The organism is Actinomadura verrucosospora (assembly GCF_039540335.1).
In the GTDB taxonomy this organism is placed as follows: Bacteria; Actinomycetota; Actinomycetes; order Streptosporangiales; family Streptosporangiaceae; genus Spirillospora; species Spirillospora verrucosospora.
The window spans coordinates 15,357-39,239 of record NZ_BAABEV010000040.1; the positions used below are offsets into that span (position 1 = coordinate 15,357).

Sequence of the window (23,883 nt, forward strand, 5' to 3'; positions counted from 1 at the left end):
GTGTCTAGGTCAGCGGTGCGGGGACGGACCAGTCCAGGTGCGAGACGTCGTTGAAGCCGCGCAGCGACGACAGGGCGCCGATCCTGACGAGCCGTGAGATCGAGCCGTTGTCCGCGCCGAGGAACGCGAACGGCCTGGCGCCGGTGGCGGCCGCGAGGGCCTGGGCGATGACCCCGCCGTGGGTGAACACGGCGATCCGTCCACCCGCGTGGGCCGCCGCTAGACGGACGAGCCCCTCCTCAATGCGCGCGGCGAACGCCTCGTTCCTCTCCGCCCCAGGGATGACGTCCCAGCGTTCCTCGGCGAACATCCGCTGCGCCACCGGATCGTTCTCGGCGACCATCTTCCGGAAGAGACCGCCCTCCCACTCGCCGAGGTGCACCTCGCGCAGGTTCCGCTCGACCCGGGGCTCCAGCCCGAGGCGGCGGGCCAGCGGCGCCGCCGTCTGGGACGTCCGGCGCAGGGGCGTCACGTAGATGGCGTCGAGGCGCTCGCCGGCGAGCCGCTCACCGACCCGCTCCGCCTGCTCCCGCCCCTCGGGCGCGAGTTCGGGGTCGCCGTGGCCGTCCACGAGCGGGAACGGCCTGTCGGGGCGCGCCGGCGCGGACGCGCCGTGCCTGATGAGAAGGACTTCGGTGGCGCCGTCCGGCGCCTTGTACGGCGTCTGCCGATACTCGGTCGGCTCATCCCGCTGGTCCACTCTGCGCACCCTAGACGGAGACGCTCGTCAGCCCAGCAACGGGGCCAGCCGGTTCAGTTCCTCCTTCAACGGCCCAGCCGGGATGTCCTCGAACGGGGTCACGGTCACGTCGCCTCCGGCGGCTTCCCAGACGCCGGCGACACGGCCCTCGTGCAGGACGACCGGAGAAATCCATCCCGCCGCTCGGCTCACCTGGCTCTTGTGCTCGGGCGGCACCAGGTAGGGCGAACCTGTCCCGGCGCCAAGGATGTACTGGTCGAACCCACCGAGCAGCCGGACGGACGTGGTGGGCGCGGTGTCGAGGAGTTCGTCCCTGTGCTCGTCAAGGACGTACATGGAGACGCCTTCGACCTCGACAGAGGACAACCCATCCTCGGCGGCGGCGAACCACGCCCTGACGTCCTTCTTCCGGCTCTGCTTGCGCATCAGCCAGTTGTCGAACATCTCGGGGGTCGCGGGCCCGTGGGCGCCCAGATAGGCGCGGATCACGGTACGGGCGGCCTCCTCCATGGAGGGCAGACCCGTCCAGCCCGGAAGCCATCGCGCCGGAGAGGTGAAAGTGACCTTGGTGCCCTGGGGCGGCCCGTAACAGAGCACGCCCCACCAGGCCAGCGGCTTGAGCAGCGTGCCCCAGCCGGACCCGAGCACCTCGGCCAGATGCCGTGAGCCCGTCTCGTCCACGACGGCCCGGGTGAGCTCCTCGCGCGTGAGCGCCGCCCCGTCCGACAACGCGTCGGCGGCGGCAGCGGCGATCGCCTCAAGGTCGGCCGGCGTGGCGCCGAAGGTCCGCTGCCAGGTCCCCTTCTCCCAGTTGCGGATGGACGAGCACAGCATGAGATGGGCGGCGGCCTCGTCGGCGGGCAGGAGATGCAGGGTGCCGCGCGCGGCCCACGTCTTGACGAGCGTCCGATCGTCAAGCAGGGCCCGTGTCACCTCGCCGGAGACGGGCGTCCGCCGGCGCACCGCGACGGCGAACTCGGCGGCGGACGCCACCTGCGCCTGCACGCCCGCCAGCCGCCGGGCGATCTCCGGGGCGGGCACGTGCTCCGGCTGCTCGACGAACTGCCGCCGCATCCGCCAGGCGAGGATCTGCTTCCACGTCACCGAGGCCATGCGCCGATTACATCGCGGCTCACCGACATTCCACGAGGCGCCCCCGGCGGTGGGTCAGGCGAGGCGGTGGGACAGCTCGGCGAAGGCGTCCCGGACGTCGTCGGTGGTGAGGAGCGTGAGGTCGGCGGCGGTCGCCGCGGACCCGAGCCGTGCCGCCCGAAGCGCCCGGCACGCGCACGCCTTCTCGTACATGGAGCGGGCGAAGCGTCCGTTGCCCAGTTCGTCGATCCGGCCCGTTCCGCATGCGCGCTGGAACACGAGGGCCAGATCGTCCAGGGCGCGCTCCTCCCACTGGTCGCCGCCCTGCTCGGCCATGAGCTGGGCGATGCGGAGCAGTTCGTCGGGCCCGTAGGAGGGGAAGTCCACGCGCACGTCGAACCGGGAGGCGAGCCCAGGGTTGGAGGCCAGGAACCGGGTCATGTCGGCGTCGTATCCGGCCAGGATGACGACGAGGCGGTCGCGGTCGTCCTCGGCCCGCTTGAGCAGCGTCTGCACCGCCTCCGCCCCGAACGCGTCGCCGCCCGAGTAGCCGGAGTTGCTCAGCGCGTACGCCTCGTCGACGAACAGGACGCCTCCGAGGGCGGAGTCGATGATCTTGTTCGTCTTCAACGCCGTCGCGCCGAGGTGCTCGCCGACGAGGTCGGCGCGCTGTGCCTCGACCACCTCCGGGCGGGCGAGGAGCCCCGACGCGGCGAAGATGCTGCCGAGAACACGCGCGACGGTGGTCTTGCCCGTGCCCGGCGGCCCCGTGAACACGAAGTGGCGGGTCGGCGGGCGCGTGACCAGGCCCTGCTCCTGCCGCATCCGGGCCACCTGCAACTGGGCGGCGATCTCACGGACCTGCCGCTTCACCGGCTCCAGCCCGATCATCGCGTCGAGGGACCCGAGCGCCTCGTCCAGGGTCGGGGTCTCGGCGTAGCCGCGGAACCGCTCGGTGACCTCGGCGAAGGCGGTCTCCACGTCCTCGGCGCGCACGGTGACCAGGTCGTCGGCGGTGGGCCTGGCCGGTGCGCCCGACGACGAGACGGCTTCGACCACGCGCACGTCCCGCGCGCGCGCCGCCGCCTCGGCCAGCGACCTGACGAACCGGCCGTTGCCCAGGTCGTCGATGATGCCGCGCCGTTCGACCTCCTCGAATCGGGCGGCGAGCCTCCGGCGGGCCTCCGGGTCGAGCCTGTCCTCGCGCAGGGCGGTGTGGAAGTCGGCGATCTGCAGCAGTTCCGAGGGGCGGTAGGACGGGAAGAGCACGCGCGTGCCGAAACGGGAGGCCAGCCCAGGGTTGGAGTCGAGGAACTCCGCCATCTGTGTCTCGTACCCCGCCAGGATGATGACGAGGTTGTCGCGGTCGTCCTCAGCTCGCTTGAGCAAGGTCTGGACGGCCTCGTCGCCGAACCGGTCGGGTTGCCCCTCCGCGGAGTTGACCAGGCTGTACGCCTCGTCGATGAACAGGACCCCGCCCAGAGCGGAGTCGACGAGCCGGTTGGTCTTGATGGCCGTCGCACCCAGGAACTCACCGACGAGGTCAGCGCGGTGGGCCTCGACCAGGGCGGGTTCGGGCAGCAGCCCGAACGCGTAGAAGATCTTGGCGAGCACGCGGGCGACGGTGGTCTTGCCCGTGCCGGAGGGCCCCACGAAGACGAAGTGCCGCATGGGCTTCTCGGTGGGGACCCCGGCGGCGGCGCGCATGTGCGCCGCCTCGATGGACGCGGCGATGGAGCGGACCTGCCGCTTGACCGGCTCCAGCCCGATCATGCTCTCCAGCTCCGCGAGCGCGTCCGCCACGGAGATGTCCGGCGACTCCGTCCGGCGCTCGGGCGGCGCCTTGCGCTCGGGGGCGGCGCCCGGGTCGGCGGCCTGCGCCGCGGCGCGCTGGTCGTGTGCCGCCTGCGCGGAGGTGGCGGCGCCCCCGTCCTCGCCGGAACCGCGCCGGTCGGGCCTGCTCGGCTTGTCCGTCCGCTCCCGCTTCTCCGGACCAGAGGAGTTCTTGCGCGGCCCTGCAATGGCGTCCCCCTTCGGGCTCGCCTGCTCCTGCACCCAGCCCGTTTCGTAAGCCTCCGCCGGAACGGCTCGCCTCGCCCGGTCCCAGCGGTAGGCGAGAACGGCCAGTGCCGCGAGCCACCCTGGCGTAACGCTGGCCTGCGGCAGCGGGTGGGCGCACGCCGCGGTCGCCACACCCGCGGCGGCCAACCCCAGAAGCGTCGTGCTCCACGGCGCGTATCCGCGCAGGCGGAAGGCGATGAATGCGACGGGCACGGCGAGCAGGGCGAGAAGCAGCGACGGATTCAGATAGGGCGGGTGCCCATCGTCCGGGTAGAGCCTGCCCAAAGGCACCGACAGCGCCAGCCAGGCCAGAATCACCGTGACGACGGCCATGCCCGTTGGCGAGCGCAGTGTCAGATGGACGACGACCAGCAGGATCACCGTGAACGCTGCCGCGCCGAGGATCGGCCCGTCCAGGAGGACCGTCGCCACCAGCACAAGCGCGATCAGCAGGACCGCCCCCAGAAACCTCAGCCCGGGAGCGACCTGGAAGTAGCGCCATCTCAGGCGCTCGAAAAGATCCCGCGCCGCGGCGTTCTTCGCCGGGCGGGAGCGAGACCTGCCGAACAAAGCCATCAAGAGCGAGTAAAGCGCAGGACCGCCCGGAACGGGACTACCCGCGCCCTGTTCGTTGACTTACATCGACCCCTGCCTGGTGCGAAGCAGAGCCCACGCCGCGCCTGGGAGCAGGACATTCGTCCTGTCCAGAAGTCGATGTTCTGCTCTGCTTCCGCTTCCGGGCGCGCGGGACGGCGCGCCCCTACGATCGGTGGCGCAGTCCGTTCCCGCTCTAAGGAGACCCCTTGACCGACCCCACCGGCGCCCTGCCCGGGCTGGTCCCCTCTCCCGCCGCAGCCCCGAGCGCGGCGCGCGCCGCAGGTTACGAGATCGAAGAGGAGCTGCGGGCAGCGCCGTCCGGAAGCGGCCGCCCGGTCGTGATCGCGGGAGTGGACGAGGTCGGACGAGGCGCGTGGGCGGGGCCCGTCGTGGTGTGCGCGGCAGTGACGGACGCGAGCCCGCCACCCGTCCTGCCTGGGCGCGGGAAGAAGACGGTCGCGCTGACCGATTCCAAGCTCCTCACGCATGCGCATCGCGAGGCATTCGCAGAAATCCTCCCTGACTGGCTGGCCGGGCACGCCATTGGCGCGTCCAGCCCAGAAGAGATCGACGAGCTGGGCATGACCGCCGCTCTGAGGCGCGCCGCCATCCGCGCGTTGGAATCGCTGCCCGTCCAGCCAGATGTGGTCATCCTCGACGGCAAGCACGATTTCCTCAGCCGTCCTTGGCGCGTCCGGTGCGAAATCAAGGCCGACCAGAGATCGGTCACCGTAGCGGCCGCGTCCGTCCTGGCCAAGGTCTATCGAGACCGTCTCATGGCGGATCTGGACGGCGAGTTCCCCGGCTACGGGTTCGCCGACAGTGCCGGGTATCCCTCCCCCGTCCATCAGAAGGCGTTGGAGGAGCATGGGCCCACGCCGCACCACAGGCTGTCGTGGTCGTACCTGGACGACCTCCCACGCTGGCGCCACATGAAGAAGCACCGCGATCCGCTCGCCGGCGAAGGACAGCTCAGCCTGCTGTGATCCCCTGTGAGCCCTCTCGCGCGCGTGCATGAGTCATCCCCGACGGCCCGGGTAGAGCGGCAGACACGGGAGGTGGATGCCATGGACACCGTCGTCAAGAAGCTGCTGCGGGAATCCGGCGGGACGTTCGCCGAGGAGGCCGGCATAACCCTGAAGGACCAGCCGGCCGCGCTGTTCAAGCTGCTCGTCCTGGCCAACCTGCTGAGCGCCCGCATCTCCTCGGACATCGCCCTCGCCGCCGCCCGCGAGCTGTTCGAGGCGGGAGGCGGCACGGCACGCGGCATGGGCCGGCTCACCTGGCAGGAGCGCGTCGACGCGCTCGGCAGGGGCCACTATGTCCGCTACGACGAGAGCACCGCGTCCCGCCTGGGCGACGTGGCGCAGATCGTCGAGGACAGGTACAAGGGCGATCTGCGGCGGCTCGCCATCGAAGCCGGACGCGACCCCGAGAAGGCCGCGGAACTGCTGCGGGAGTTCCCCGGCATCGGCCCCACCGGAGTGGACATCTTCTGCCGCGAGGCGCAGGCCATCTGGCCGTGGCTCCGCCCCTACGTCGACGACCAGGTGAAGAAGGGCGCCGAACGCCTGGGACTGCCCAGCGACGCCGAGAAGCTCGCCTCGCAGGTGCCGGAGAAGGACCTGGCCCGGCTCACCGCGGCGCTTGTCAGGGTGGCCCGGGACAAGAAGCTGGCCGAGCACCTGAAGGCCGCGTAGGCGAGGCGCGCACGCGTCACGTCCAGACGACGACCTCGTCCATGTGCTTGCGGGTGATGTCGGGCACCATCGCGTCGTCCGCCGGGTAGCCGACGGGTATCACGACGTAGGCGCGTTCTTCCCGCGGACGGTCGCACACCTCGTTCAGGAAGCGCATGGGGCTCGGCGTGTGCGTGAGGGTCGCCAGGCCCGCCTGGTGGAGGCCGGCCAGGAGAAACCCCACGGCGATGCCGACCGACTCCTTTACGTAGTACGGTCGCGGCGTCTCAGGGCCTTTGTGGACTTCGAAGACGATGATGACCGCGGGGGCGTCCTCAAGGAACGGCTTGCGCCAGTCGGTGCCGAGCGGAGCCAGCGCGTCCAGCCACTCCTGAGAGGCGCGCTGCTCGTAGAACTCCCGCTCCTCCCGCTCGGCGGCGTCCCGGAGGCGCCTCTTGCGCTCCGGGTCGGTCACCACCACGAAACGCCACGGCTGCAGGTTGGCCCCGCTGGGCGCCGTCGCCGCGGCCCGGATCGCGTGCTCGATGACGGCGCGCGGCACCGGACGGTCGGAGAAGTCCCGGACGGTGCGGCGCAGCGTCATCGTGTCGGCGAACGTCTGGACGCGCTCGACCGACTGCTCGGGCGCGACGTCGAAACGAGGCGCAGGCACGACGGGGTACTGCGGCTGGGTGCTCATGTGACCGTTCCTACCGTCGGCCCCGGGCCCGGGACAATCGGCAGCATCAGCCAACGTTCCCGGGCCCGTTCCGGCACTCCGCGCGTCGTGGGGTGCTCAGTCCTTGCCGCGCGAGGCGACCCACTCCAGGTTCCAGCCGTACGCCTGGTCGACCGTCATCTTGCCCCAGCGCGGACGGCCGGGCGGCGGCAGGACGTACCGGCCCTCACGGCGGACGACCAGTTCCCCGTTCACGTTCTCGATGAGCGCCAGAACCGCGTCACGGGATGCGTCCATGCAGTCGTTCATGTGCATCTCGATCGGCGGCGCGCCCACCGGGAACAGCGTGGCGACCGCGTCCATGCCCCGGAAGTCGTCGGCGCCTTCGTAGATCTCGGCGAACACCAGGATCCGCTTGAACTCCGCCGTGTGGTCGAGGTTGATATGGAGGTTCTCCCCCGTCTCGATCGCGCCGGTGCGGTCGTCCTTGTCGAGCTTGATGTAGGGCGGGCGGTCGAGCGCGCCCATGTCGCCGAGGGCGTGGATGATGCCCTTCCGGCCGTCCTTCAGCTCCCAGAGGCAGCACAGGTCCAGGTCGAGGTCGACGCCGCGGCGGCGCTTGCCGAGGAGCCCCTTGGCCGCGCCCTCGCGCGCCGTCCAGTTGAGGTTGACGCGCATGTGGCCGCCCGTCGCCCCGTGCTTGGTCAGCGACACCGACGGCGCGTTCTTCGTCAGAGAGATCTTGCCGCCCTGCTGTTGCGGCGGCGTGGCCCCGGCGGGAGGCGTGGCCCCGGCGGGGGGCGGCGGCGCGTACTGGCCAGGCGGCGGGTACTGGCCGGCGGGCGGGGCGTACTGCTCCCCGGGCGGCTGGTACTGGCCGGGCGGCGGCGGGGGCGCGTACTGACCGGGCGGCGGCGGATACTGCCCGGGCGGGGGCGCGTACTGCCCGCCGGCAGGCGGCGGCGGAGGCGTGTACTGGCCGCCGGGCGGCGGCGGCACGTACTGCCCGCCGGGAGGCGCGTACTGCTCCTGCGGCGCGGGCTGCTGCGGCTGCGGAGGGGCGGGCGGCGGAGCCTGCGGCTGCGGGGGCGCGGGAGGCGCCGCCTGGCCGGGGTCGTCGACGCTGATGCCGAAGTCGGTGGCCAGCCCGGCGAGCCCGGAGTCGTATCCCTGGCCGATCGCACGGAACTTCCACGCGCCCTGCCTGCGGTAGAGCTCGCCGAGGACGAACGCGGTCTCGGTGGTGGCGCCCGGGCTTTCGAACCGGGCGACCTCGGCCCCGCCCGCGGCGTCCAGCACGCGCACGTAGAGCCCCTGGAACTTGGAGAACGTCCCTCCGTCGGAGGACGCGGCGATGACGATCTTATCGACGGCGGGCTCGACCCTGTTCAGGTCGACCGCCAGGACGTCACGGACGGTCGGCCCCTGCTGCTTGCCCTCGTGCCTGACGGCGCCCGACCCGTGCACGGGCTGGTTGTAGAAGACGAAGTCGTCGTCCGACCGGACCCGGCCGGTCTCCGCCAGCAGGAGCGCAGAGGCGTCCGCGTCGGGCACGCCGGGGCCGCCCTGCCAGCCAAGCTCGACCCGCACCGAAGGAACCGGAACCGCCGTGTTGGCGCCCTTCTGCATCGACATGAACGCTCCTCGTCATCGACCGACTGTCACCAACCTACGGGCAGCCGCCCGGCCCCGCGACTCGCCATGAGAGGAGGACGCTCGGCGCCGCGGGGGAGTTCCGTTTCGCTCGCGCGGCCTCACCCGGACGAGTCGGTGGGCGGCGCCCCCGGCAGCGGCGCGGGCTCGGGCGTGCGCAGACCGTCCAGGACGATCCGCAGATTGCGGTCCCACTGCTGGTCACCCGCTTGCAGGCCCACCGTGTGGTCGCCGGTGGACACGGACACCAGCAGGAACGCGACGTCCTGCCACGTGATGTCGGCGCGCATGGCGCCGGCGCCCTGCGCCCGCTCCACCAGAAGGCGGATGCGCTCGCGCAGTTCCGCGCGCGCGTGGTCGATGCCACCGCCCAGCGCGTAGTTGATGTCGCACAGTTCGTTTCGAAGCCGGGTGTAGGACGCCGCGAAGTCGCAGAAGCCCTCCCAGGGGTCGGGATCGGCGAGGCCCTCGTCGCCCTTGGCGACGATCTCACCGAGCACCTCGGCGAGGACCGCCTCGAGCAGCGTCTCCAGGGTGCTGACGCGCCGGTAGAACGTCCCGACGCCCACCCCGGCGCGGCGCGCGATCTCGTGGGCCGTGACCTCTCCGCCGATCTCGCCGGTCGCCTCGCGCGCCGCCGCGACGAGACGCTCCACGTTGCGCCGGGCGTCGGCCCGCGGGCGGCGGCCCGTGCCGTCGTCCAGCAGCCGGTCCACCGCGCTCCTGGTACCGCTCATGAATCGGATTCTAGCCACAAGCGGACGCTTCCGGTCCGATTTAAGTGGACAGCTCGCGTCCGGTTGCGCTAGCTTCTCCGGAAGCGGACGCGACCCGTCCGCTTGACGAAGGGACTGGTCATGGCATCCGGACACGGAGGCTCCCCCGCCATGAAGATCACCGCGCTCGCCGCGGGCTTCGTGATGGCGAGCGTGGACGCCACGGTCATGCAGATAGCGGGGGCGACCGTGCAGGAGCGCCTCCATGCTCCGCTGAGCCGCCTGACCTGGGCCGTCGACGGCTACGTGCTGACGTTCGCGGCCCTGCTGATGCTGGCGGGCGGCCTCGCCGGCAGGCTCGGGGCCCGGCGCGTCTACCTGGCGGGCATGGCGGTGTTCCTCGCCGCCTCGCTGGCCGCCGCGCTCGCCCCCGCGATCGAGGTCCTCATCGCGGCACGGCTCGTCCAGGGCGCGGGCGCCGCGCTGTTCATGCCGAGCTCGCTCGCCCTGCTGGTCGAGGCCTTCCCCGACCCGCGGCGCCGCACGCGCGTGCTCGGCCTCTGGTCGGCGATCGTGTCGTCCTCGATCGCGCTCGGCCCGACGCTCGGCGGCGTCCTGGTGGGCACGCTCGGCTGGCGCAGCATCTTCCTGCTCAACCTGCCGCTCGCGATCGCGGGCATGGCGCTGGCCCGCCGCCACATCGCCCCCGTCCCCGGCCGTCCCGGCCCGCTCGCCCTCCCCGGCCACGCCGCGCTGGCCGCCGGCCTCGGCGCCCTGAGCTTCGTGCTGATCGAGGGACCGCACCGCGGCTGGACCTCCCTCCCGGTCCTCGCCGCGATCGCCCTGGTGCCGGGCGCCACCGCCCTCCTCCTGCTGCGGGAACGCCGCGCCCCCGCCACCGTGATGCCGTGGGCGCTTTTCCGCGACCCGCGCTTCACCGGCGCCAACACCGTGGGCTTCCTCTTCAACGCCGCCTTCTTCGGGACGCTCTTCCTGGTCGGCCTGTACTTCCAGCACGGCACGGGCGCCGGCCCGATCCGGGCGGGCCTGATGGTCCTCCCGATGACGGTCTTCCTGCCGCTGAGCAATCTGGCGTTCGCGCACCTGTCCGCCCGCATCGCGACCGGCCTTCTGCTGACCGCCTCCCTCGTCCTGGCGGCCGCAGCGGCGTTCGCCCTGACCGCGCTCACCCCGTCGGGCCCCTACTGGACGACCGCGGCGGCCCTGGCGACGACCGGCATCGCGGGCGGCATCGTCTCCCCCGCCATGACGGCGGTCATGGTCGACGCCGCGGGCCCGGGCAACGGCGGCGTCGCGGGCTCCGTCCTCAACACGGGACGCCAGATAGGCACGCTCATCGGCGTAGCGGTCATCGGCGCCGTACTGGGCACGTCCACCGACTGGACGGCCAGCGCGGCCATCGCGTTCTCACTGGTCGGAGCCGCCTACCTCGCCGCGGCCCTGGGGGCCTGGCGCCTCATAGCCCACCCCCAACGAGCCGCCGGGCGCGAGCAGCGGCACCCCGTCCAAGAATCCTCCCCCTGCACTCACACCCAACCCGCCTGACCGCACCAGAAAGGAACGATGTCGTGAGAGGCGTCGGAGTGTCAGGGGACTCGGGCGGTCCAGTCGGGGGTGGCGAACTTGCCGGTCACGTACTTGTCGGCGAGGCGCCGCTCGTCGTCGGTCACGCGGTCGTCGGTGAGGCCGTACCGGCCGCGGAAATGGGCGATCATGCGATCGATGATCTCTTCGCGGGGCAGGCCGGTCTGGCGGCGGAGCGGGTCCACGCGCTTGACCGCGCTGGCGATGCCCTTGTCGGAGATCTTCTCCCGGCCGATGCGGAGGACCTTCAGCATCTTGTCGGCGTCGATGTCGTAGGCCATGGTCACGTGGTGCAGCACGGCGCCGGCGGCCAGCCGCTTCTGCGCGGCCCCGGCGATCTTGCCGTGGTCGGAGGTGATGTCGTTCAGCGGCTGGTACCAGGCCCTGATCCCGAGCTCGCCCAGCGCGCCCAGCACCCAGTCGTCGAGGAAGGCGTAGCTCTCGGCGAAGGACATCCCCGCCACCAGGCTCTCCGGGGCGTAGAGCGAGTAGGTGATGGTGTTGCCCGGCTCGATGAACATCGCGCCGCCGCCGCTGATCCGGCGGACCACCTCCACGCCGTGCCGCTCGGCCTCCGCGGCGTCGACCTCGTTGCGCAGCGACTGGAAGCTGCCGATGACCACCGCCGGCGACGCCCACTCCCACACCCGCAGCGTCGGCGGGCGCCGTCCCGCGCCGACCTCCTCGGCGAGAACCTGGTCGAGGGCCATGTGCAGCGCCGGGTCCTGCGGCGGCTCATGGACGAGCCGCCAGTCGTGCTCGCGCCAGTCGGACGCGCGCGCGACGGCCCGCCGCACCGCGATCCCCACGGCCTCGGCGGTGATGCCGAGCATCACGGTGTCCCGCGGAAGGGCCGCCTGGACGCGGGCCCCGAGCGCCCGGGCGTCGAGCCCGGCCGGCAGCCCGTCCAGGGCCGCATTGATCGTTTCGAGGGCGTCGTCCGGTTCCAGGAAGAAGTCGCCGCTGATCCTCGGGCCGCGCAGCACCCCGTCCACGACGTCGACGTCGGCGACGACCAGCTTGCCGCCGGGGACCTTGTACTCACCGTGCATCACGTAGACCTGAACCCCGCGGACCCGCACCGGATTCCGCCGCGTGCGCGACGACGGCGCGGCGGCGGGCGGCCACTGCGGCTAGTGTTCCGGGAACCCGACCACAGGAGGGGGCATGCCGAAACCGGGAAGGCCGGTGCGCGGCTCGTCCGGGGGCCGCCCGCTGATGGCGGCCCTCGACCTGTTCGGCCGCCGCTGGACCCTGCGCATCGTCTGGGAACTCCAGGACCAGCCCCTCGGCTTCCGCTCCCTCCAGCAGCGCTGCGACGCCATGTCCTCCAGCGTCCTGCGGCAGCGGCTCCTCGAACTGATCGACGCGGGCCTCGTCCGCCAGACGCCCGAGAACCTCTACGCCCTGACCGAGCTGGGCCGCGACGCCCGGGAGGCTCTCCGCCCGCTGTCGCGATGGTCCGACCGATGGGCCGCCGCGCTCGACGAAGGGCCCGGCTGACACCGCGATCCGTCCTGCGGCCGCTGCCGGCCCGGGGCCCCGGCGGCCGCCTCGACGTCCTCCGCACGCTCCCTTGCGTTTCTTTTTCCGAAGCATCAGACTGCTTCTAAAATCGAAGCACTCCGGAGGTCGCCGTGCCCCGCATCGCGCCGCTCGATCCCCCGTACACCCCCGAAGTCGCCGCCGCCCTGGCCAGATGGATGCCGCCGGACGTCGCCCACGACCCTCTGGTGCTGTTCCGCGTCCTGTACCGGAACCCCGAACTGGCGTCCCGCATGCGCGTGCTCGGCGCCGGCCTGCTCGCCCACGGCCGCCTGCCCGCCCGCGACCGGGAGATCATCATCGACCGGACCTGCGCCCGCACCGGCTGCGAGTACGAGTGGGGCGTCCACGCCGCGGCGTTCGGCGAGGCCGCCGGGCTCGGCCGGGAGCACCTCCGGGCGACCGTGTCCGGCGACGGCGCCCCCTGGTCGCCGAAGGAGCGCCTCCTGATGGGCGCGGCCGACGAACTCCACGACTCGGCCCGCATATCCGACCGGACCTGGACCGCCCTCGCCGAGCACTACGAGGAGCCTCAACTGCTCGAGATCCTGGTGCTCGCCGGCTGGTACCGCACCATCGGCCAACTGATCAACACACTGGAGATCGACAACGAACCCTGGGCCCCGCCCTTCCCCGCCCCGCACCCCCCGCCGAAGACGCCCCCGCCCTCCCTCACATAAGGAACCACCACCTCGCCACGACACCCGCTCCCGAGAACCTCGGAACAACTCGCGCACCGGTGCGGTGACGCGCTTCCTGGCAGGTCGGTTCGATGGGCGGGGCGGGGGCGTTGTTGAATGGCGGCGTTGCGGGGAGGGTGGTCTGGTGAGCAATCTTGACGTCAAGCCGAAGCCGGTCGAGTGCGGAGGGCGGGAGGACGTCCCGGGAGGGCCGGTCCATGAGCTGCTGCCGCCCCGGCGGGTGCCGCTCGGCGAGAGCACGGTCGTGCGGCGGCTGCTGCCCAGCCTGGGCCGCCGGATGGTCGGCGCCTGGTGCTTCGTCGACCACTACGGACCGGACGACATCGCCGACGAGCCGGGGATGCAGGTGCCGCCGCATCCGCACATCGGCCTGCAGACGGTGAGCTGGCTGCACGGCGGCGAGGTGCTCCACCGCGACAGCCTGGGCAGTCTGCAGACCGTCCGGCCGAAGGAGCTCGGGCTGATGACGTCCGGTCGGGCGATCTCGCACTCGGAGGAGTCGCCGCGCGGGCACGGCCCCGTCCTGCACGGGGCCCAGCTGTGGGTGGCGCTGCCCGATTCGGACAGGGACACCGACCCGGCCTTCGAGCATCACGCCGACCTGCCCGTCGTCGACGGTCCGGGGTTCGGCGCCACCGTGATCCTCGGGGAGCTGGACGGGGCCGCGTCGCCCGGCACCGTCTTCACGCCCATCGTCGGGGCGGACATCGCCCTGGCGGACGGCGCGGACGTGCGCCTGCCCGTGGAACCGGACTTCGAGTACGCCGTGCTCACGATGTCCGGCGTCACGGAGGTCGACGGCATGCGCGTGGACCCCGGGTCGATGCTGTACCTGGGATCCGGCCGCCGCGAGCTGCCCCTGAGGGCCGACGTGGCGAGCGGGCTCGTGCTGCTCGGCGGCGAACCGTTCGAGGAGAAGCTCGTCATGTGGTGGAACTTCGTCGCCCGGACGGGTGAGGAGATAGCCCGCGCCCGCGACGACTGGATGGGAGGCGACCGCTTCGGCAGCGTGCGCGGCTACGACGGCTCCCCGATCCCGGCCCCCGCCATGCCCGCGACGCCTCTGAAGCCGAGGGGCCGGACTCGCTGAACGACCGCGCGCCGCTCTCAGCCCTCGCCGGCCTGCGCGTTGCCGGTCTGCACGTTGCCGGACTGCACGTTGCCGGACTGCACGTTGCCGGTCTGCACGTTGCCGGTCTGCACGTTGCCGGTCTGCACGTTGCCGGTCTGCACGTTGCCGGTCCGCGCGTTGGCGGGCGGCGCGTTGCCGGTCTGCGCGTTGCCGGTCTGCGCGTTGGCGGGCGGCGCGTTGGCGGGCGGCGCTTCGGAGGCGCGGAGGGAGGCCAGGAGGGTGCTCAGCATCAGCAGGCCTCCTGCGGCGGCGAGGCCGTTGAGGGCGATGGCCGCGATCGGATACTCGGCGGACGTGTAACCGCCCGGGCGAAAGACCGCGACCGCGAGTTTCCAGCCGCCCCAGGCGAAAAGGGAGCCGGACGCGGTGAATCCGATGGCCGTCGGCAGCCAGGCGGGCGTGTTCGGGCGTGCGGAGCTGACGGCCAGGACGCTCCAGACGCCGAGGAGCGCCCACAGGGCCGAGTCGCCCAGGAGGAGGCGGGTGTTCACGTCGACGAGGTCGCGGTGCGCGGGGTCGAGGCCGAGTTCCGCACCCGCCGACCACAGCGTCCAGAAGGCGGCCGGCACGGCGGTGAGCACGGCGGCCGTGCGCGCGCGTCCGACGGCGGTCCGGTTGCGGTCGGAGAGGCGTCCCAGGAAGGCGGCCGGCCATCGTTCCCGCATGTAGATGGGGAGCGCGATGGCGAGGCCGATGGCCATGCCGGTGAATCCGATGCCGATAAAAGTCATCTCCCACGAGGGCGCCGCGTCACCGCCGGTTTCCTCCCCACCGCCGCCCAGGAGGGCACTGACTAGGCTGTAGGGCATGAGGGGGATCAGGAAGCCGCCGCCCACCCAGGTGAGGAAGACCAGAGGCGCGGCCGGGATCCGCCACCGCATGCCCCGCGCCAGGACGAGCCCCAGCGCTATCCCGGTAGCGGACATACCGACCGTCACCACGTTGAGCACGATCCAGTCCGCGCCGCCGAAATGCGCTGGAACGTGGCCGAACGCCGCGGCCGCTACCCACACGACCTTGACCGCCAGATAAAGCGACAGCGACGCGGCGGCGCCGTACCCGCCGAGCCGTCGCGCCGCCGCCCATCTCGTCCCGATCACTCCGGACATTCCCGTCATGATCGAAGCCTGCCGTCCGCCGGGCGGGCGCCCCTCCCCCGCGCGGGGCGTTCGCCTCACCCGGGGGAGGGAGGGCGGCGGCCCTAGCGATCGGCGGGAAGGAACTCGTCGAGGGCTTCGGCGACCAGGTCGGGACGTTCGAGGGTCTGCATGTGCGGCGTGCCGGGAAGCTCCCGGTAGGTCGAGCCCGGGATGCGCCCGGCGATGCCCGACATGATCTCCGGGGTCGTCGAGGCGTCCAGTTCTCCCGCGAGCACCAGGGTCGGGAAGTCCTTCCCTGCCAGCCGGCCCTGGACGTCCAGGCCCTTGAAGGCCCGCCAGGCCGCGGCCCAGTCGGCGGGGTCGAAGCGCTGGATGCGCTCCCGCGCGTACCGGACGCCCCAGGGGTCGGTGGCGAGCGCGGCGGGCGTGAACCAGCGCGTCAGGGTGGGGACGATCTGCGCTTCCATGCCGTCGGCCTCACCGGACCGGGCTCGGTCCTCGAAGGCGTCGAAGGCGTGGTCGGTGGTGGCGAGCAGGGCCAGCGACGCGACGCGTTCGGGTGCGCGGACGGCGGCGGTCTGCGCGATGCCGCCGCCCATCGACAGGCCGACGACGTGCGCCCGGTCCACGTCGAAGGCGTCGAGGACGCCGAGCAGGTCCGCGGCGAGGTCGTCCATGGTGAACGGGCGGGGCGCCCCGGATGCGCCGCCGTGTCCGCGGAAGTCGTAGGCGAAGACCCGCCGGCCGTCCGCCAGCCGCTCCATGACGGGCTCCCACATGCGCCAGTCCACGCCCAGGGAGTGCGAGAGGATCACGGCCGGTCCGCGGTCGCCCTTCTGCGCGACGACGGTCTCATGGTCGGCGAGCGCGATGCGATGCATGCGCGGCGGCTTGTCCATGCCCTGCTCTTCCAGAACGCCGTTGACGACGGCGAGCGCGTCGAGCGCGCGAGGGAAGCCCGCGTAAACCGAGACGTGCTCGCACAGGGCCAGCAGTTCGGACGGTTCGACGCCCTGCCGCAACGCTCCCCGCACATGGATGGCGAGGCGGCGGTCGGCGCCGCCCAGGGCCGCGATGATGGCGACGGAGGCCAGCTCGCGCGCCCGGCGGCCCAGTTCGGGCCGGGCCAGCGCCCCGCCGAACGCCCCCTCCACCACGGCCTCGAACATCTGCGGGGACGTCTGGAGCACCTCACCGAGCGCCTCTTCGGGCCTGCGCCCCATCAACCCTTCATATTCGCGCCGTCCGCGCTCGCCACGGTTCATGTCCTGCTCCTCTGTAGAAGTCCGCGTTCTGTGGGACGCCTCCATGCTCGTGCCGATAGCGGCAAGATGTCCAAGACCTAGCAAAGCTGACCGTCAGATCTCAGCCTTATTACCCTCGGATCGGCCGCCCGCGTCGCGGACGTCTCGCCATGCCGCTCCGGTTCCCCGACGGTCTGCGGTCACGGTCCGATCGAGGCGAGGTCCGGACGGCGCGCCGCGAAGTCGATGAACGCGGCCAGCGCGGGACTCGGACGGCGTCCGGCGGGCCAGGCGAGGGACGGCGCCCAGGTCGGTTCGGGCTCAAGCCGCACGACGCTCACCGGCTGGCCCGGCTCCTCGGCGACCGAGCGGGGGACGACGGCCGCGGCGAGTCCCACGCTCGCCATCGCCCTGGCCGTGCTGTACTCCCGCGTCTCGAACCGGATGCGCGCCGTCGCGCCGGCGGCCGCCAGGGCGGACAGGACGATCTCGCGGATCACCGAGCCCGGCGAGTAGCAGACCAGGTCGACACCGTCCAGCGCGGCGACGGGCACTCTGTACCGGCCCGCGAGCGGCGCCGACTCCGAAGTGATGAGGACGAGCGGCTCCTCGCCGAGGGGGAGGGACTCCAGCCGCCGCCCTTCCTCCTGCGGCGGCATCCGGACGACGGTCGCCGCGTCGAGGCGTCCTCCGCCGAGGCCCGCGACCATCTCCTCGGTGTTCATCTCCCGAAGTTCCACGTCGACCGCCGGGAACTCCCCGGAGAACTCCGCCAGCAGGCGCGCGAGCCGGGCCGTCAGGCCGCGGGCCCCGCCGAGGCGGATCCGGCCCCGCGTCCCCTCCGCCCAGCCGCGCATCTCGTCCTCGACCGCCGCGATGTCGGACAGGATCCGCTCGGCGTGCTCCAGGAGCGCCGACCCGGCCGGTGTCAGCTCGACCCTGTGGTTGTTGCGCTCGAACAGGGTGATGCCGAGCTGCCGCTCCAGCTTGCGGATCTGCTGGGACAGGGCGGGCTGCGCGATCTGCAACGTCTCCGCCGCACGCGTGAAGTGCAGCTCACGCGCCACCGCCCTGAAGTACTCCAGCTGACGAGAACCCATCATGCGTACATGTTCTCACCACGACGTAACTCATGTGCCGCACCTATTACGCCGTCTCAAGTGTTAACGCAGGGGTAACAGCCCGCTCCCGACACTCCCGATCATGGATCCCGACGCAGGACGGCGTCGATGAGACGGGCCGTGCTCCTCGCCGCCGCGGTGCTCGCCGCGACCGCGACCCTCGTGGCCGGTTCGACGGCGTTCGTCTACGAGCCCCCCGCCGTCCCTACGATGGCCCCGACGACCCCGACGGCCCCGGCCCAGAGGCGGCATCCGACGACGCCCACCCTCACCCGATCGCAGCGCGACGAACTCACCCGCGCGCTCCGCCGGTACCTGGACGGCAGGACCGGCGATCTGTCGATCTCGGTGCGCGAGGCGTCCACCGGCCTCTCGTACTCCTACGGCGACGGCCTGCGCACGGCGACGGCCAGCATCGTCAAGGTCGACATCGTCATGGCGCTGCTTCTCCGGGCTCAGCACGAGCGGCGTGCGCTCACGTCCAGCGAGAAGGCCCTCGCCGAGCGGGCCATCAAGGTCAGCGACAACGACGCCGCCAGCGCGTTGTGGCGTTCCGTCGGCGGCGCGCGCGGTCTGGCCTCCGCCAACAGGAGGCTCGGCCTGCGCGACACCGAGCCCGGTCCCGGCGGCGCCTGGGGGTCGACGACGACGAGCGCCGCCGACCAGATCCGGCTGCTGACCGCCCTCACCTCCGCGGACAGCCCGCTGAGTTCCGCGAGCCGCCGCTACGTCCGCCGCCTGATGGGGGACGTGGCGCCAGAGCAGGCATGGGGAGTCAGCGCGGCGGGGACCGGCGCCGAGGTGAAGAACGGCTGGCTGCCCCGCGAAAGGCACGGCGGCGCCTGGACGGTCAACAGCATCGGAATCGTCGCCATCGCGGGCCGCACCTTCCTGCTCGCCGCTCTCTCCGAACGCGACTCCACCCTGCGGGACGGCGTCGAGACCCTGGAGCACGTTTGCGGAACCGTCGCCGCGGCCCTCGTCCGCGCCTCCATCGAAACCTGAGCGGTCCGTTCACCTGCGATGTTCGCGATATCCGCCCCGGGGCCGTCATACTCTCCGTCAACCAGGGCCCGTCCCCCCGCGCCGAAGGAGCCGCTGGCATGCGCACTCGTCCGCTGTACGACGTCGCCGCCGTCCTGGCGCGGCTGGGCGTGGGCATCGTCTTCATGGCACACGGCTGGCAGAAGATCGAGGCGGGGGTCACCGCGACGGGCCGCTCCTTCGACGCCCTCGGCGTGCCGCTGCCGACCGCCGCGGCCGTCTACTCCGCGTTCGTCGAGCTCCTCGGCGGGGCCGCGCTGATCGTCGGGCTCGGCCTGCCGATCGCCGGTGCCCTCCTCTTCGTCGACATGGCCGGCGCGTTCGTCTTCGTCCACGCGGACCAGGGCCTGTTCCTGGTGGACGGCAAGTCCGTCCAGAACGGCTACGAGCTGGTCCTCGCGCTGGGCATGGCCGGCCTGCTGTTCGCGGCGGGCGGCGGCGGCCGCCTGACCCTCGACCAGTGGATCGTCGCGAAGCGCTTCCACCGCCCCCATCAGGGCGACGAGGACGAGGAGGACGCGGCGAGCTTCGTGGAGTCGCTGCGGCAGGCCGAGACGAAGCCCGCGAAGAAGCCGCGCCGCTCCCCCAAGGCGCCCGCGGCTCCCGCCCCGGACCCGTCCGAGAAGCCGGACAAGCCCGCCGACGACCCCGACGACGTGCTGGTGGCCGGACGCCGGAAGCCGTCCCAGCGCCGCCGCGCCTCGTCCACCCAGCCGACCAAGCGCCCCGCCGACGACACCGGCACACCGACCTGAGCCAGGCGAAGGGACCGACCGAGGCCGGTCCCTCGCTCCGTGAGCACCGGCTGCTCCGCTCGCTCGTGGAGGGCGGGGCGGCGATCACCAACTCACGCCTTGACCTGGAGGCCCTGACGCCAGCTGGGGTGCGCCGGGTTCCAGCCCAGTTCGCGCTTGGCCTTGGCGTTGGACGCGCCACGCAGTTCGGTCATGAGCACGACTCCGGCCTCTCCGGCTGCCAGCCGTCCGATGAACCGCGGCACGCGCAGCGGCTTCTTGGCGCCCAGCATCGCCGCCAGTTCCGGCAGCCATTCGGCGACCGGGGCGGGGTCGTCGTCCACGATGTTGTAGACACCGCGGCCGCCGTTCTCCACCGCCGCGACCGTGGCCTCGGCGGCGTCGGCGATGTGGACGAACGACCACACGCCGCCGCCGTCGCCGACGACCGGGAACTTGCGCTTGCGGATCATCTCCAGCTGCTCCGAACCCGGCGCCATGGAGGTGCCGGGTCCGTAGAACGCGCCGTAGCGCAGCACGATGCCCTCGGTCCAGTCGGCGCTCAGCACGGCCTTCTCCAGGTGCCCGACCGCGGCGATCATCGAGGCCATCTGCGCGACCGGTGAGCGGTCCAAGGGGTCGTGCTCGCTCTTGACCCGCCCGCCGGTCCGATCGTAGGTGAACGCGCCGTTGCTCTGGGCGACGAAGCGCCGTACCCCGGTGGCGCGGGCGGCGGCGAGCAGATTGTCGTTGCCCTCGATCCGCAGCCGGTCGGTCGCGGCGAAGCTGCGTTCGAAATGGCGGGTGTCGATGTGCCCGATGGCGGTCAACTGGTTGACGATCACCTCCGGGGCCGCCTCGCGCACGGCCGCCTCGACCTGGGAGCGGTCGAGCGCGTCGGCGATGACCGGTACCGCGCCCAGCCGCGCCGCCCCGGCCTTGCCGGCTTCGCCGCGGACCATGGCGAACACCTCGTGCCCCGCTTCGACCAGACGAGGCACGAGCTCCTTGCCCATCGCTCCGGTCGCTCCTGCCACCAGTACTCTCATCGTCGGCTCCCTTGCTCTCCGGTCCGGGTTCGCCACTTGAACCGGATGGCCCGCCGATTGCTGACAGAAGTCGAACGTGTCCTACGTCACACCGTGAGCAGGGGCTCCCCATGCTCGGCCGCCGCCCATTGCGCGGTCGCGCGTTCGAGCTTGTCGGGGTTCGCCTGAGTACGGCAGGCGGTGATGCCCTCGGCCGTCACCTCCAGGCACATGACGGCGACGACCCGGCCGTCCACGACGGCCACAACGGCGGGCTCGCCATTGGCGACCCAGGCGTAGATCTCGGACGAGCCGCCGACGATGGCGCGTTTGGCCTCCGCGGGCTTGAAGAGCGCCCGCACGAACGTCGCGACCGCGACGGCTCCCTCGAACGCCTTGGTGCGCGCCGGGACCTTCCCTCCGCCGTCGCCGACGGAGACGGCGTCCTTGGTGAGCAGGCGCACGAGCTCATCCGTCCGGCCGCTGGTGGCGGCCGCGAGGAACTCCTCGACGATCCGATGGGCGGCCGCCTCGTCGATCGCGCCGCGGGCCTTCCCGTGCGCGACATGCTTCTTCGCGCGGTGAAAGATCTGCTGGCTGGCGGCCTCGGTGATGTCGAGGATCTCGGCGATCTCCCGGTGCGGGTAGTCGAAGGCCTCCCGCAGCACGTAGACGGCCCGCTCGTTGGGGGTCAGGCGCTCCATGAGGGTGAGGACCGCGTACGACACCGATTCGCGCTGCTCGGCCGTGTCGGCGGGCCCGAGCATCACGTCCCCCGCGAGCAGCGGCTCGGGGAGCCATCGGCCCACGTAGGTCTCGCGGCGCGCCCGCGCGGAGGTGAGCTGGTTCAGGCAGAGGTTGGTGAGCACCTTCGTCAGCCAGGCCTCGGGGACCTCGATGTGGGCGACGTCGGCGGCCTGCCAGCGCAGGAACGTCTCCTGCACGACGTCCTGCGCCTCGTCCGCGGAACCGAGCAGACGGTAGGCGATGGCCTCCAGGCGGGGCCTCGCCAGCTCGAACCGGTCGACGTCCGTCCCCGTCAAAGGCATGATCCGATCCTAGTCTCCCGCAGTTCCACCTGGTCGCGGCCCGTCTCGTGTGCTCGTGCACTAGAGCAGTGCGCTTGTTCGAAGGGTGCGGTATTCCCGCCCGAATCTCTGTCTCAAGCGCCGCCGTCACCACGTACGGGGCCCTCACCGGAGCGAAGTCCGTCGAAGAAGACGGCCAGGATCTGCTCACGGTCTTCAGGTCCTCGTTCCACGGCCCAGGCGACCGCCGCGACGAGCGAGAACAGCGCGGAGGCGTTGACGTCCGGCCGGACGGCTCCGGCCTCCTGAGCGCGCGCCAACAGTTGCGCCCCACCCGCTTTCATGGCCTGGCAACTGGCGTGCAGGTCCGATTCCGGATCGGCGAGGCTGTCAACGAGGGCGTCGACCAGGCCGCGATAGGTCATCGCATGCTCCACCGCGGCCTCGAACCACTCGACCAGTGCGTCGCCAGGCATAGCGGCGGTGAGCAGTGCGTCCGAGCGCACGCGCAGCCCGCGCAGGCTCTCCCCCAGTAGTGCCTCCAGAAGCGCCTGGCGGTTCGGGAAGTGCCGGTAGAGGGTCACGTTCCCGACGCCGGCTCTGCGCGCGATGTCGTTCAAAGACGCGCCGACGCCCTGCTCGGTGAACGCCGCCCGCGCCGCCGTCAGCAGCCGGTCGTAGTTGCGCTGCGCGTCCTTGCGCGGCGCCCGCCCATTCGCCATGAACCCTCCGCCGGTTGCTAAACGAGGAACCTCCTCATATCGTACCGGACTTGAAGCGAGGAGCCTCCTCGTTTAACTCTCATCGCCGCAGCGAGGAGCACCATGACCGAAGAGATCCTGCCCGCGCCGACGACGGGGGCCGCCCGTGTGCCCGATCCGCCCGGACCGCGGCGCCGACCGGGCCTCGTGCTGGCGATCGTGCTGATCTGCCAGACGATGTTCATCCTCGACACCAGCGTGGTGAACATCGCCCTGCCCCACATCCAGCGAGACGTGGGGTTCTCCCCCGCCGATCTGTCGTGGGTGCTGAACGCCTACATGCTGGCGTTCGGCGGGCTGCTCCTGCTCGGCGGACGCGTCGGCGACGTCTTCGGCCAGCGGCGGGCGCTCATCGGCGGAGTCGCCGTGTTCACCGTCGCCTCACTGGCCGGGGGGCTGTCGACGTCGGCCGGGATGCTGCTCGCCGCCCGCGCCGGGCAGGGGATCGGCGCCGCCGTCGCCGCACCGACCGTGCTCGCCCTGATCACTATCGGCTTCCCCGACCAGGCCGCGCGAGGGCGGGCGCTCGGCGCCTACGCGGCCGTTTCCGGCTCCGGCGCCGCGCTCGGTCTGATCGCCGGCGGAATGCTCACCGACTGGATCTCCTGGCGCTGGGTCCTGTTCATCAACGTGCCGGTCGGCGCCGTCCTGCTCATCTCGGCCCCGCTGTTCATTCCCAAGACCGACCGCCGTCCAGGACACTTCGATCTCACCGGCTCGCTGACCTCGACCCTGGGCGTGACCGCACTCGTCTTCGGCTTCATCCGCGCCGCCGAACAGGACTTCGGCGACCCGCTCGCCCTCGGCGCGCTCGGCACGGCCGTCATCCTGCTCGCGCTGTTCGTGGCCGTCGAGGCCCGTGCCCGGCAGCCGATCACTCCGCTGCGGCTGTTCGCCGACCGCAACCGGGCCACCGGCTACCTCGGCCTGCTGTTCGTCATGGCCGCGGGCAACGGCATGTTCTTCTTCCTCACCCAGTTCCTGCAGCAGATCCGCGGCTACGACCCGCTGAAGGCCGGCCTCGCGTTCGTGCCGCTGACCATCTTGATCCTCATCTCCTCCAACGCTTCCGCTCGGCTGCTGCCCCGCCTCGGCGCGAAGACGCTCACCGCCTCCGGTGCCGCGGCCATCACCGTCGGCCTTCTCTGGCTGGCCCGGCTCACACCGTCGGCCGGCTACGCGGGATCGCTGCTCGGCCCGACACTCATCGCCGGCCTCGGCATGGGCACCCTGCTGGTCGGGATCACCACCGTGCTGACCTCCGGCGTACGCGCGGAGGACGCCGGCGCCGCCTCCGGCCTTCTCAACGTCATGCAGCAGATCGGCGGCGCACTGGGGCTGGCCATCCTCGTCACCGCGTTCGGTGCCGCAACCCGCACGGCACACGGAACAGGCCACCACGTCTTCACCAAGGGGGCGACCACGGCCTTCACCGTCGGAGCGGTTTTCACCGCCTGCACCATCCTGCTGGCCCTGACCATGAAGACCCGCCAAGCCCCCACGCGCGAACCCCTGCCTGGCGAGGAGCCCATCTGATGGCGGTCGCATAACCCCGTCGAAGCATCGCCTCTGGCCCCGGCAAAGGCCGGTCACGACAGGCAGCAGGTCGAATGCCGAGTCGCACCGAACGCAACAAACGCTCACGCGAAAGGGAGAGCGGGGT

22 protein-coding genes are annotated in these 23,883 nt (G+C 71.9%); 9 read left to right on the forward strand and 13 right to left on the reverse strand.

The genetic code is table 11. The annotated features are described in order from the left end of the window. Positions 1–4 precede the first annotated feature (4 nt). Genes ABD944_RS32220 through ABD944_RS32230 form a run of 3 tightly spaced genes read right to left on the reverse strand, consistent with a single transcriptional unit; the run spans position 5 to position 4,429 of the window. Positions 5–700 carry a histidine phosphatase family protein gene (locus ABD944_RS32220; protein WP_345183083.1) on the reverse strand — a complete coding sequence of 232 codons (696 nt, stop codon included), beginning with the start codon at positions 698–700 and terminating at the stop codon, positions 5–7. A 27-nt stretch (positions 701–727) separates the two neighbouring features. Then, positions 728–1,813: a winged helix DNA-binding domain-containing protein gene (locus ABD944_RS32225; protein ID WP_345183086.1), complete on the reverse strand. Its 1,086-nt coding sequence runs from the start codon at positions 1,811–1,813 to the stop codon at positions 728–730. A 54-nt stretch (positions 1,814–1,867) separates the two neighbouring features. Beyond that, on the reverse strand, positions 1,868–4,429 hold the full coding sequence (locus tag ABD944_RS32230) for an AAA family ATPase (RefSeq protein ID WP_345183088.1): 2,562 nt from the start codon (positions 4,427–4,429) through the stop codon (positions 1,868–1,870). A 257-nt stretch (positions 4,430–4,686) separates the two neighbouring features. Here ABD944_RS32230 and ABD944_RS32235 point away from each other — a divergent pair, with 257 nt between their 5' ends. Together ABD944_RS32235 and ABD944_RS32240 are read left to right on the forward strand one after the other, a co-directional pair. Further along, on the forward strand, positions 4,687–5,436 hold the full coding sequence (locus ABD944_RS32235; RefSeq protein WP_345183215.1) for a ribonuclease HII: 750 nt from the start codon (positions 4,687–4,689) through the stop codon (positions 5,434–5,436). Positions 5,437–5,517: 81 nt separating this feature from the next. Continuing rightward, entirely contained in the window at positions 5,518–6,150 is a 633-nt protein-coding gene (locus tag ABD944_RS32240; protein ID WP_345183090.1) for an HhH-GDP family DNA glycosylase, read from the forward strand. Positions 6,151–6,166: 16 nt separating this feature from the next. Here the strand turns inward: ABD944_RS32240 and ABD944_RS32245 are convergent, their stop codons facing one another. The 3 genes from ABD944_RS32245 to ABD944_RS32255 form a co-directional block, all read right to left on the reverse strand. Continuing rightward, positions 6,167–6,829, reverse strand: a complete 663-nt coding sequence (locus ABD944_RS32245; protein ID WP_345183092.1) for a nitroreductase family protein — start codon at positions 6,827–6,829, stop codon at positions 6,167–6,169. 96 nt (positions 6,830–6,925) lie between these two features. Next, complete coding sequence (locus ABD944_RS32250) at positions 6,926–8,443, reverse strand: TerD family protein (RefSeq protein ID WP_345183095.1); 1,518 nt, start codon at positions 8,441–8,443, stop codon at positions 6,926–6,928. A 119-nt stretch (positions 8,444–8,562) separates the two neighbouring features. Continuing rightward, the gene (locus ABD944_RS32255) at positions 8,563–9,198 is read right to left on the reverse strand and encodes a TetR/AcrR family transcriptional regulator (protein ID WP_345183097.1); all 636 of its coding nucleotides are present in this window, start codon (positions 9,196–9,198) and stop codon (positions 8,563–8,565) included. Positions 9,199–9,318: 120 nt separating this feature from the next. Between ABD944_RS32255 and ABD944_RS32260 the strand changes: the two genes are divergently transcribed. Continuing rightward, positions 9,319–10,743, forward strand: coding sequence for an MFS transporter (locus ABD944_RS32260; RefSeq protein WP_345183099.1), 1,425 nt, complete (start codon positions 9,319–9,321; stop codon positions 10,741–10,743). Between the two features lie 41 nt (positions 10,744–10,784). Here the strand turns inward: ABD944_RS32260 and lplAB are convergent, their stop codons facing one another. Beyond that, positions 10,785–11,834, reverse strand: coding sequence for a lipoate-protein ligase LplAB (gene lplAB / locus ABD944_RS32265; RefSeq protein WP_345183101.1), 1,050 nt, complete (start codon positions 11,832–11,834; stop codon positions 10,785–10,787). Between the two features lie 115 nt (positions 11,835–11,949). Between lplAB and ABD944_RS32270 the strand changes: the two genes are divergently transcribed. From ABD944_RS32270 to ABD944_RS32280, 3 genes are all read left to right on the forward strand, one after another. Beyond that, the gene (locus ABD944_RS32270; RefSeq protein WP_345183103.1) at positions 11,950–12,285 is read left to right on the forward strand and encodes a winged helix-turn-helix transcriptional regulator; all 336 of its coding nucleotides are present in this window, start codon (positions 11,950–11,952) and stop codon (positions 12,283–12,285) included. A gap of 134 nt (positions 12,286–12,419) precedes the next feature. After that, positions 12,420–13,007 (forward strand): carboxymuconolactone decarboxylase family protein, encoded by a 588-nt coding sequence (locus tag ABD944_RS32275; RefSeq protein WP_345183105.1) that lies wholly within the window; start codon positions 12,420–12,422, stop codon positions 13,005–13,007. A 145-nt stretch (positions 13,008–13,152) separates the two neighbouring features. Continuing rightward, positions 13,153–14,118 carry a pirin family protein gene (locus ABD944_RS32280; RefSeq protein WP_345183107.1) on the forward strand — a complete coding sequence of 322 codons (966 nt, stop codon included), beginning with the start codon at positions 13,153–13,155 and terminating at the stop codon, positions 14,116–14,118. 17 nt (positions 14,119–14,135) lie between these two features. On the opposite strand, the gene ABD944_RS32285 is transcribed toward ABD944_RS32280, so the two are convergent. From ABD944_RS32285 to ABD944_RS32295, 3 genes are all read right to left on the reverse strand, one after another. Beyond that, positions 14,136–15,278: a hypothetical protein gene (locus ABD944_RS32285; RefSeq protein WP_345183109.1), complete on the reverse strand. Its 1,143-nt coding sequence runs from the start codon at positions 15,276–15,278 to the stop codon at positions 14,136–14,138. Between the two features lie 83 nt (positions 15,279–15,361). Further along, positions 15,362–16,483, reverse strand: coding sequence for an alpha/beta hydrolase (locus ABD944_RS32290; protein ID WP_345183111.1), 1,122 nt, complete (start codon positions 16,481–16,483; stop codon positions 15,362–15,364). Positions 16,484–16,704: 221 nt separating this feature from the next. After that, the gene (locus tag ABD944_RS32295; RefSeq protein ID WP_345183113.1) at positions 16,705–17,607 is read right to left on the reverse strand and encodes a LysR family transcriptional regulator; all 903 of its coding nucleotides are present in this window, start codon (positions 17,605–17,607) and stop codon (positions 16,705–16,707) included. Between the two features lie 126 nt (positions 17,608–17,733). On the opposite strand from ABD944_RS32295, the gene ABD944_RS32300 reads away from it, so the two are divergent. Both ABD944_RS32300 and ABD944_RS32305 read left to right on the forward strand, forming a co-directional pair. Further along, the gene (locus ABD944_RS32300) at positions 17,734–18,630 is read left to right on the forward strand and encodes a serine hydrolase (protein WP_345183115.1); all 897 of its coding nucleotides are present in this window, start codon (positions 17,734–17,736) and stop codon (positions 18,628–18,630) included. A gap of 98 nt (positions 18,631–18,728) precedes the next feature. Next, a complete protein-coding gene (locus ABD944_RS32305; RefSeq protein WP_345183117.1) occupies positions 18,729–19,424 on the forward strand; it encodes a DoxX family protein in 696 nt (231 codons plus the stop codon). 92 nt (positions 19,425–19,516) lie between these two features. Here ABD944_RS32305 and ABD944_RS32310 read toward each other — a convergent pair whose 3' ends face one another. The 3 genes from ABD944_RS32310 to ABD944_RS32320 all read right to left on the reverse strand — a co-directional run bounded on the left by ABD944_RS32310 (position 19,517) and on the right by ABD944_RS32320 (position 22,181). After that, positions 19,517–20,452, reverse strand: a complete 936-nt coding sequence (locus ABD944_RS32310) for an NAD-dependent epimerase/dehydratase family protein (protein WP_345183119.1) — start codon at positions 20,450–20,452, stop codon at positions 19,517–19,519. Between the two features lie 86 nt (positions 20,453–20,538). Further along, positions 20,539–21,480 (reverse strand): RNA polymerase sigma factor SigJ, encoded by a 942-nt coding sequence (gene sigJ / locus ABD944_RS32315; protein ID WP_345183122.1) that lies wholly within the window; start codon positions 21,478–21,480, stop codon positions 20,539–20,541. Between the two features lie 113 nt (positions 21,481–21,593). Beyond that, entirely contained in the window at positions 21,594–22,181 is a 588-nt protein-coding gene (locus tag ABD944_RS32320) for a TetR/AcrR family transcriptional regulator (protein ID WP_345183124.1), read from the reverse strand. Between the two features lie 102 nt (positions 22,182–22,283). Here ABD944_RS32320 and ABD944_RS32325 point away from each other — a divergent pair, with 102 nt between their 5' ends. After that, positions 22,284–23,756, forward strand: coding sequence for an MFS transporter (locus ABD944_RS32325; RefSeq protein WP_345183126.1), 1,473 nt, complete (start codon positions 22,284–22,286; stop codon positions 23,754–23,756). Positions 23,757–23,883 lie beyond the last annotated feature (127 nt).

What these genes read in the sequence shown, in the direction of transcription:
- ABD944_RS32230 (WP_345183088.1), bottom strand. Translation starts at nt 4,429, where the DNA reads ATGGCTTTGTTCGGCAGGTCTCGCTCCCGCCCGGCGAAGAACGCCGCG.
- ABD944_RS32320 (WP_345183124.1), bottom strand. Translation starts at nt 22,181, where the DNA reads ATGGCGAATGGGCGGGCGCCGCGCAAGGACGCGCAGCGCAACTACGAC.
- ABD944_RS32255 (WP_345183097.1), bottom strand. Translation starts at nt 9,198, where the DNA reads ATGAGCGGTACCAGGAGCGCGGTGGACCGGCTGCTGGACGACGGCACG.
- ABD944_RS32305 (WP_345183117.1), top strand. Translation starts at nt 18,729, where the DNA reads ATGCGCACTCGTCCGCTGTACGACGTCGCCGCCGTCCTGGCGCGGCTG.
- ABD944_RS32270 (WP_345183103.1), top strand. Translation starts at nt 11,950, where the DNA reads ATGCCGAAACCGGGAAGGCCGGTGCGCGGCTCGTCCGGGGGCCGCCCG.
- ABD944_RS32225 (WP_345183086.1), bottom strand. Translation starts at nt 1,813, where the DNA reads ATGGCCTCGGTGACGTGGAAGCAGATCCTCGCCTGGCGGATGCGGCGG.
- ABD944_RS32310 (WP_345183119.1), bottom strand. Translation starts at nt 20,452, where the DNA reads ATGAGAGTACTGGTGGCAGGAGCGACCGGAGCGATGGGCAAGGAGCTC.
- ABD944_RS32295 (WP_345183113.1), bottom strand. Translation starts at nt 17,607, where the DNA reads ATGATGGGTTCTCGTCAGCTGGAGTACTTCAGGGCGGTGGCGCGTGAG.
- ABD944_RS32325 (WP_345183126.1), top strand. Translation starts at nt 22,284, where the DNA reads ATGACCGAAGAGATCCTGCCCGCGCCGACGACGGGGGCCGCCCGTGTG.
- ABD944_RS32300 (WP_345183115.1), top strand. Translation starts at nt 17,734, where the DNA reads ATGAGACGGGCCGTGCTCCTCGCCGCCGCGGTGCTCGCCGCGACCGCG.
- ABD944_RS32240 (WP_345183090.1), top strand. Translation starts at nt 5,518, where the DNA reads ATGGACACCGTCGTCAAGAAGCTGCTGCGGGAATCCGGCGGGACGTTC.
- ABD944_RS32290 (WP_345183111.1), bottom strand. Translation starts at nt 16,483, where the DNA reads ATGGGGCGCAGGCCCGAAGAGGCGCTCGGTGAGGTGCTCCAGACGTCC.
- ABD944_RS32245 (WP_345183092.1), bottom strand. Translation starts at nt 6,829, where the DNA reads ATGAGCACCCAGCCGCAGTACCCCGTCGTGCCTGCGCCTCGTTTCGAC.
- ABD944_RS32250 (WP_345183095.1), bottom strand. Translation starts at nt 8,443, where the DNA reads ATGTCGATGCAGAAGGGCGCCAACACGGCGGTTCCGGTTCCTTCGGTG.
- ABD944_RS32260 (WP_345183099.1), top strand. Translation starts at nt 9,319, where the DNA reads ATGGCATCCGGACACGGAGGCTCCCCCGCCATGAAGATCACCGCGCTC.
- sigJ (WP_345183122.1), bottom strand. Translation starts at nt 21,480, where the DNA reads ATGCCTTTGACGGGGACGGACGTCGACCGGTTCGAGCTGGCGAGGCCC.
- lplAB (WP_345183101.1), bottom strand. Translation starts at nt 11,834, where the DNA reads ATGCACGGTGAGTACAAGGTCCCCGGCGGCAAGCTGGTCGTCGCCGAC.
- ABD944_RS32285 (WP_345183109.1), bottom strand. Translation starts at nt 15,278, where the DNA reads ATGACGGGAATGTCCGGAGTGATCGGGACGAGATGGGCGGCGGCGCGA.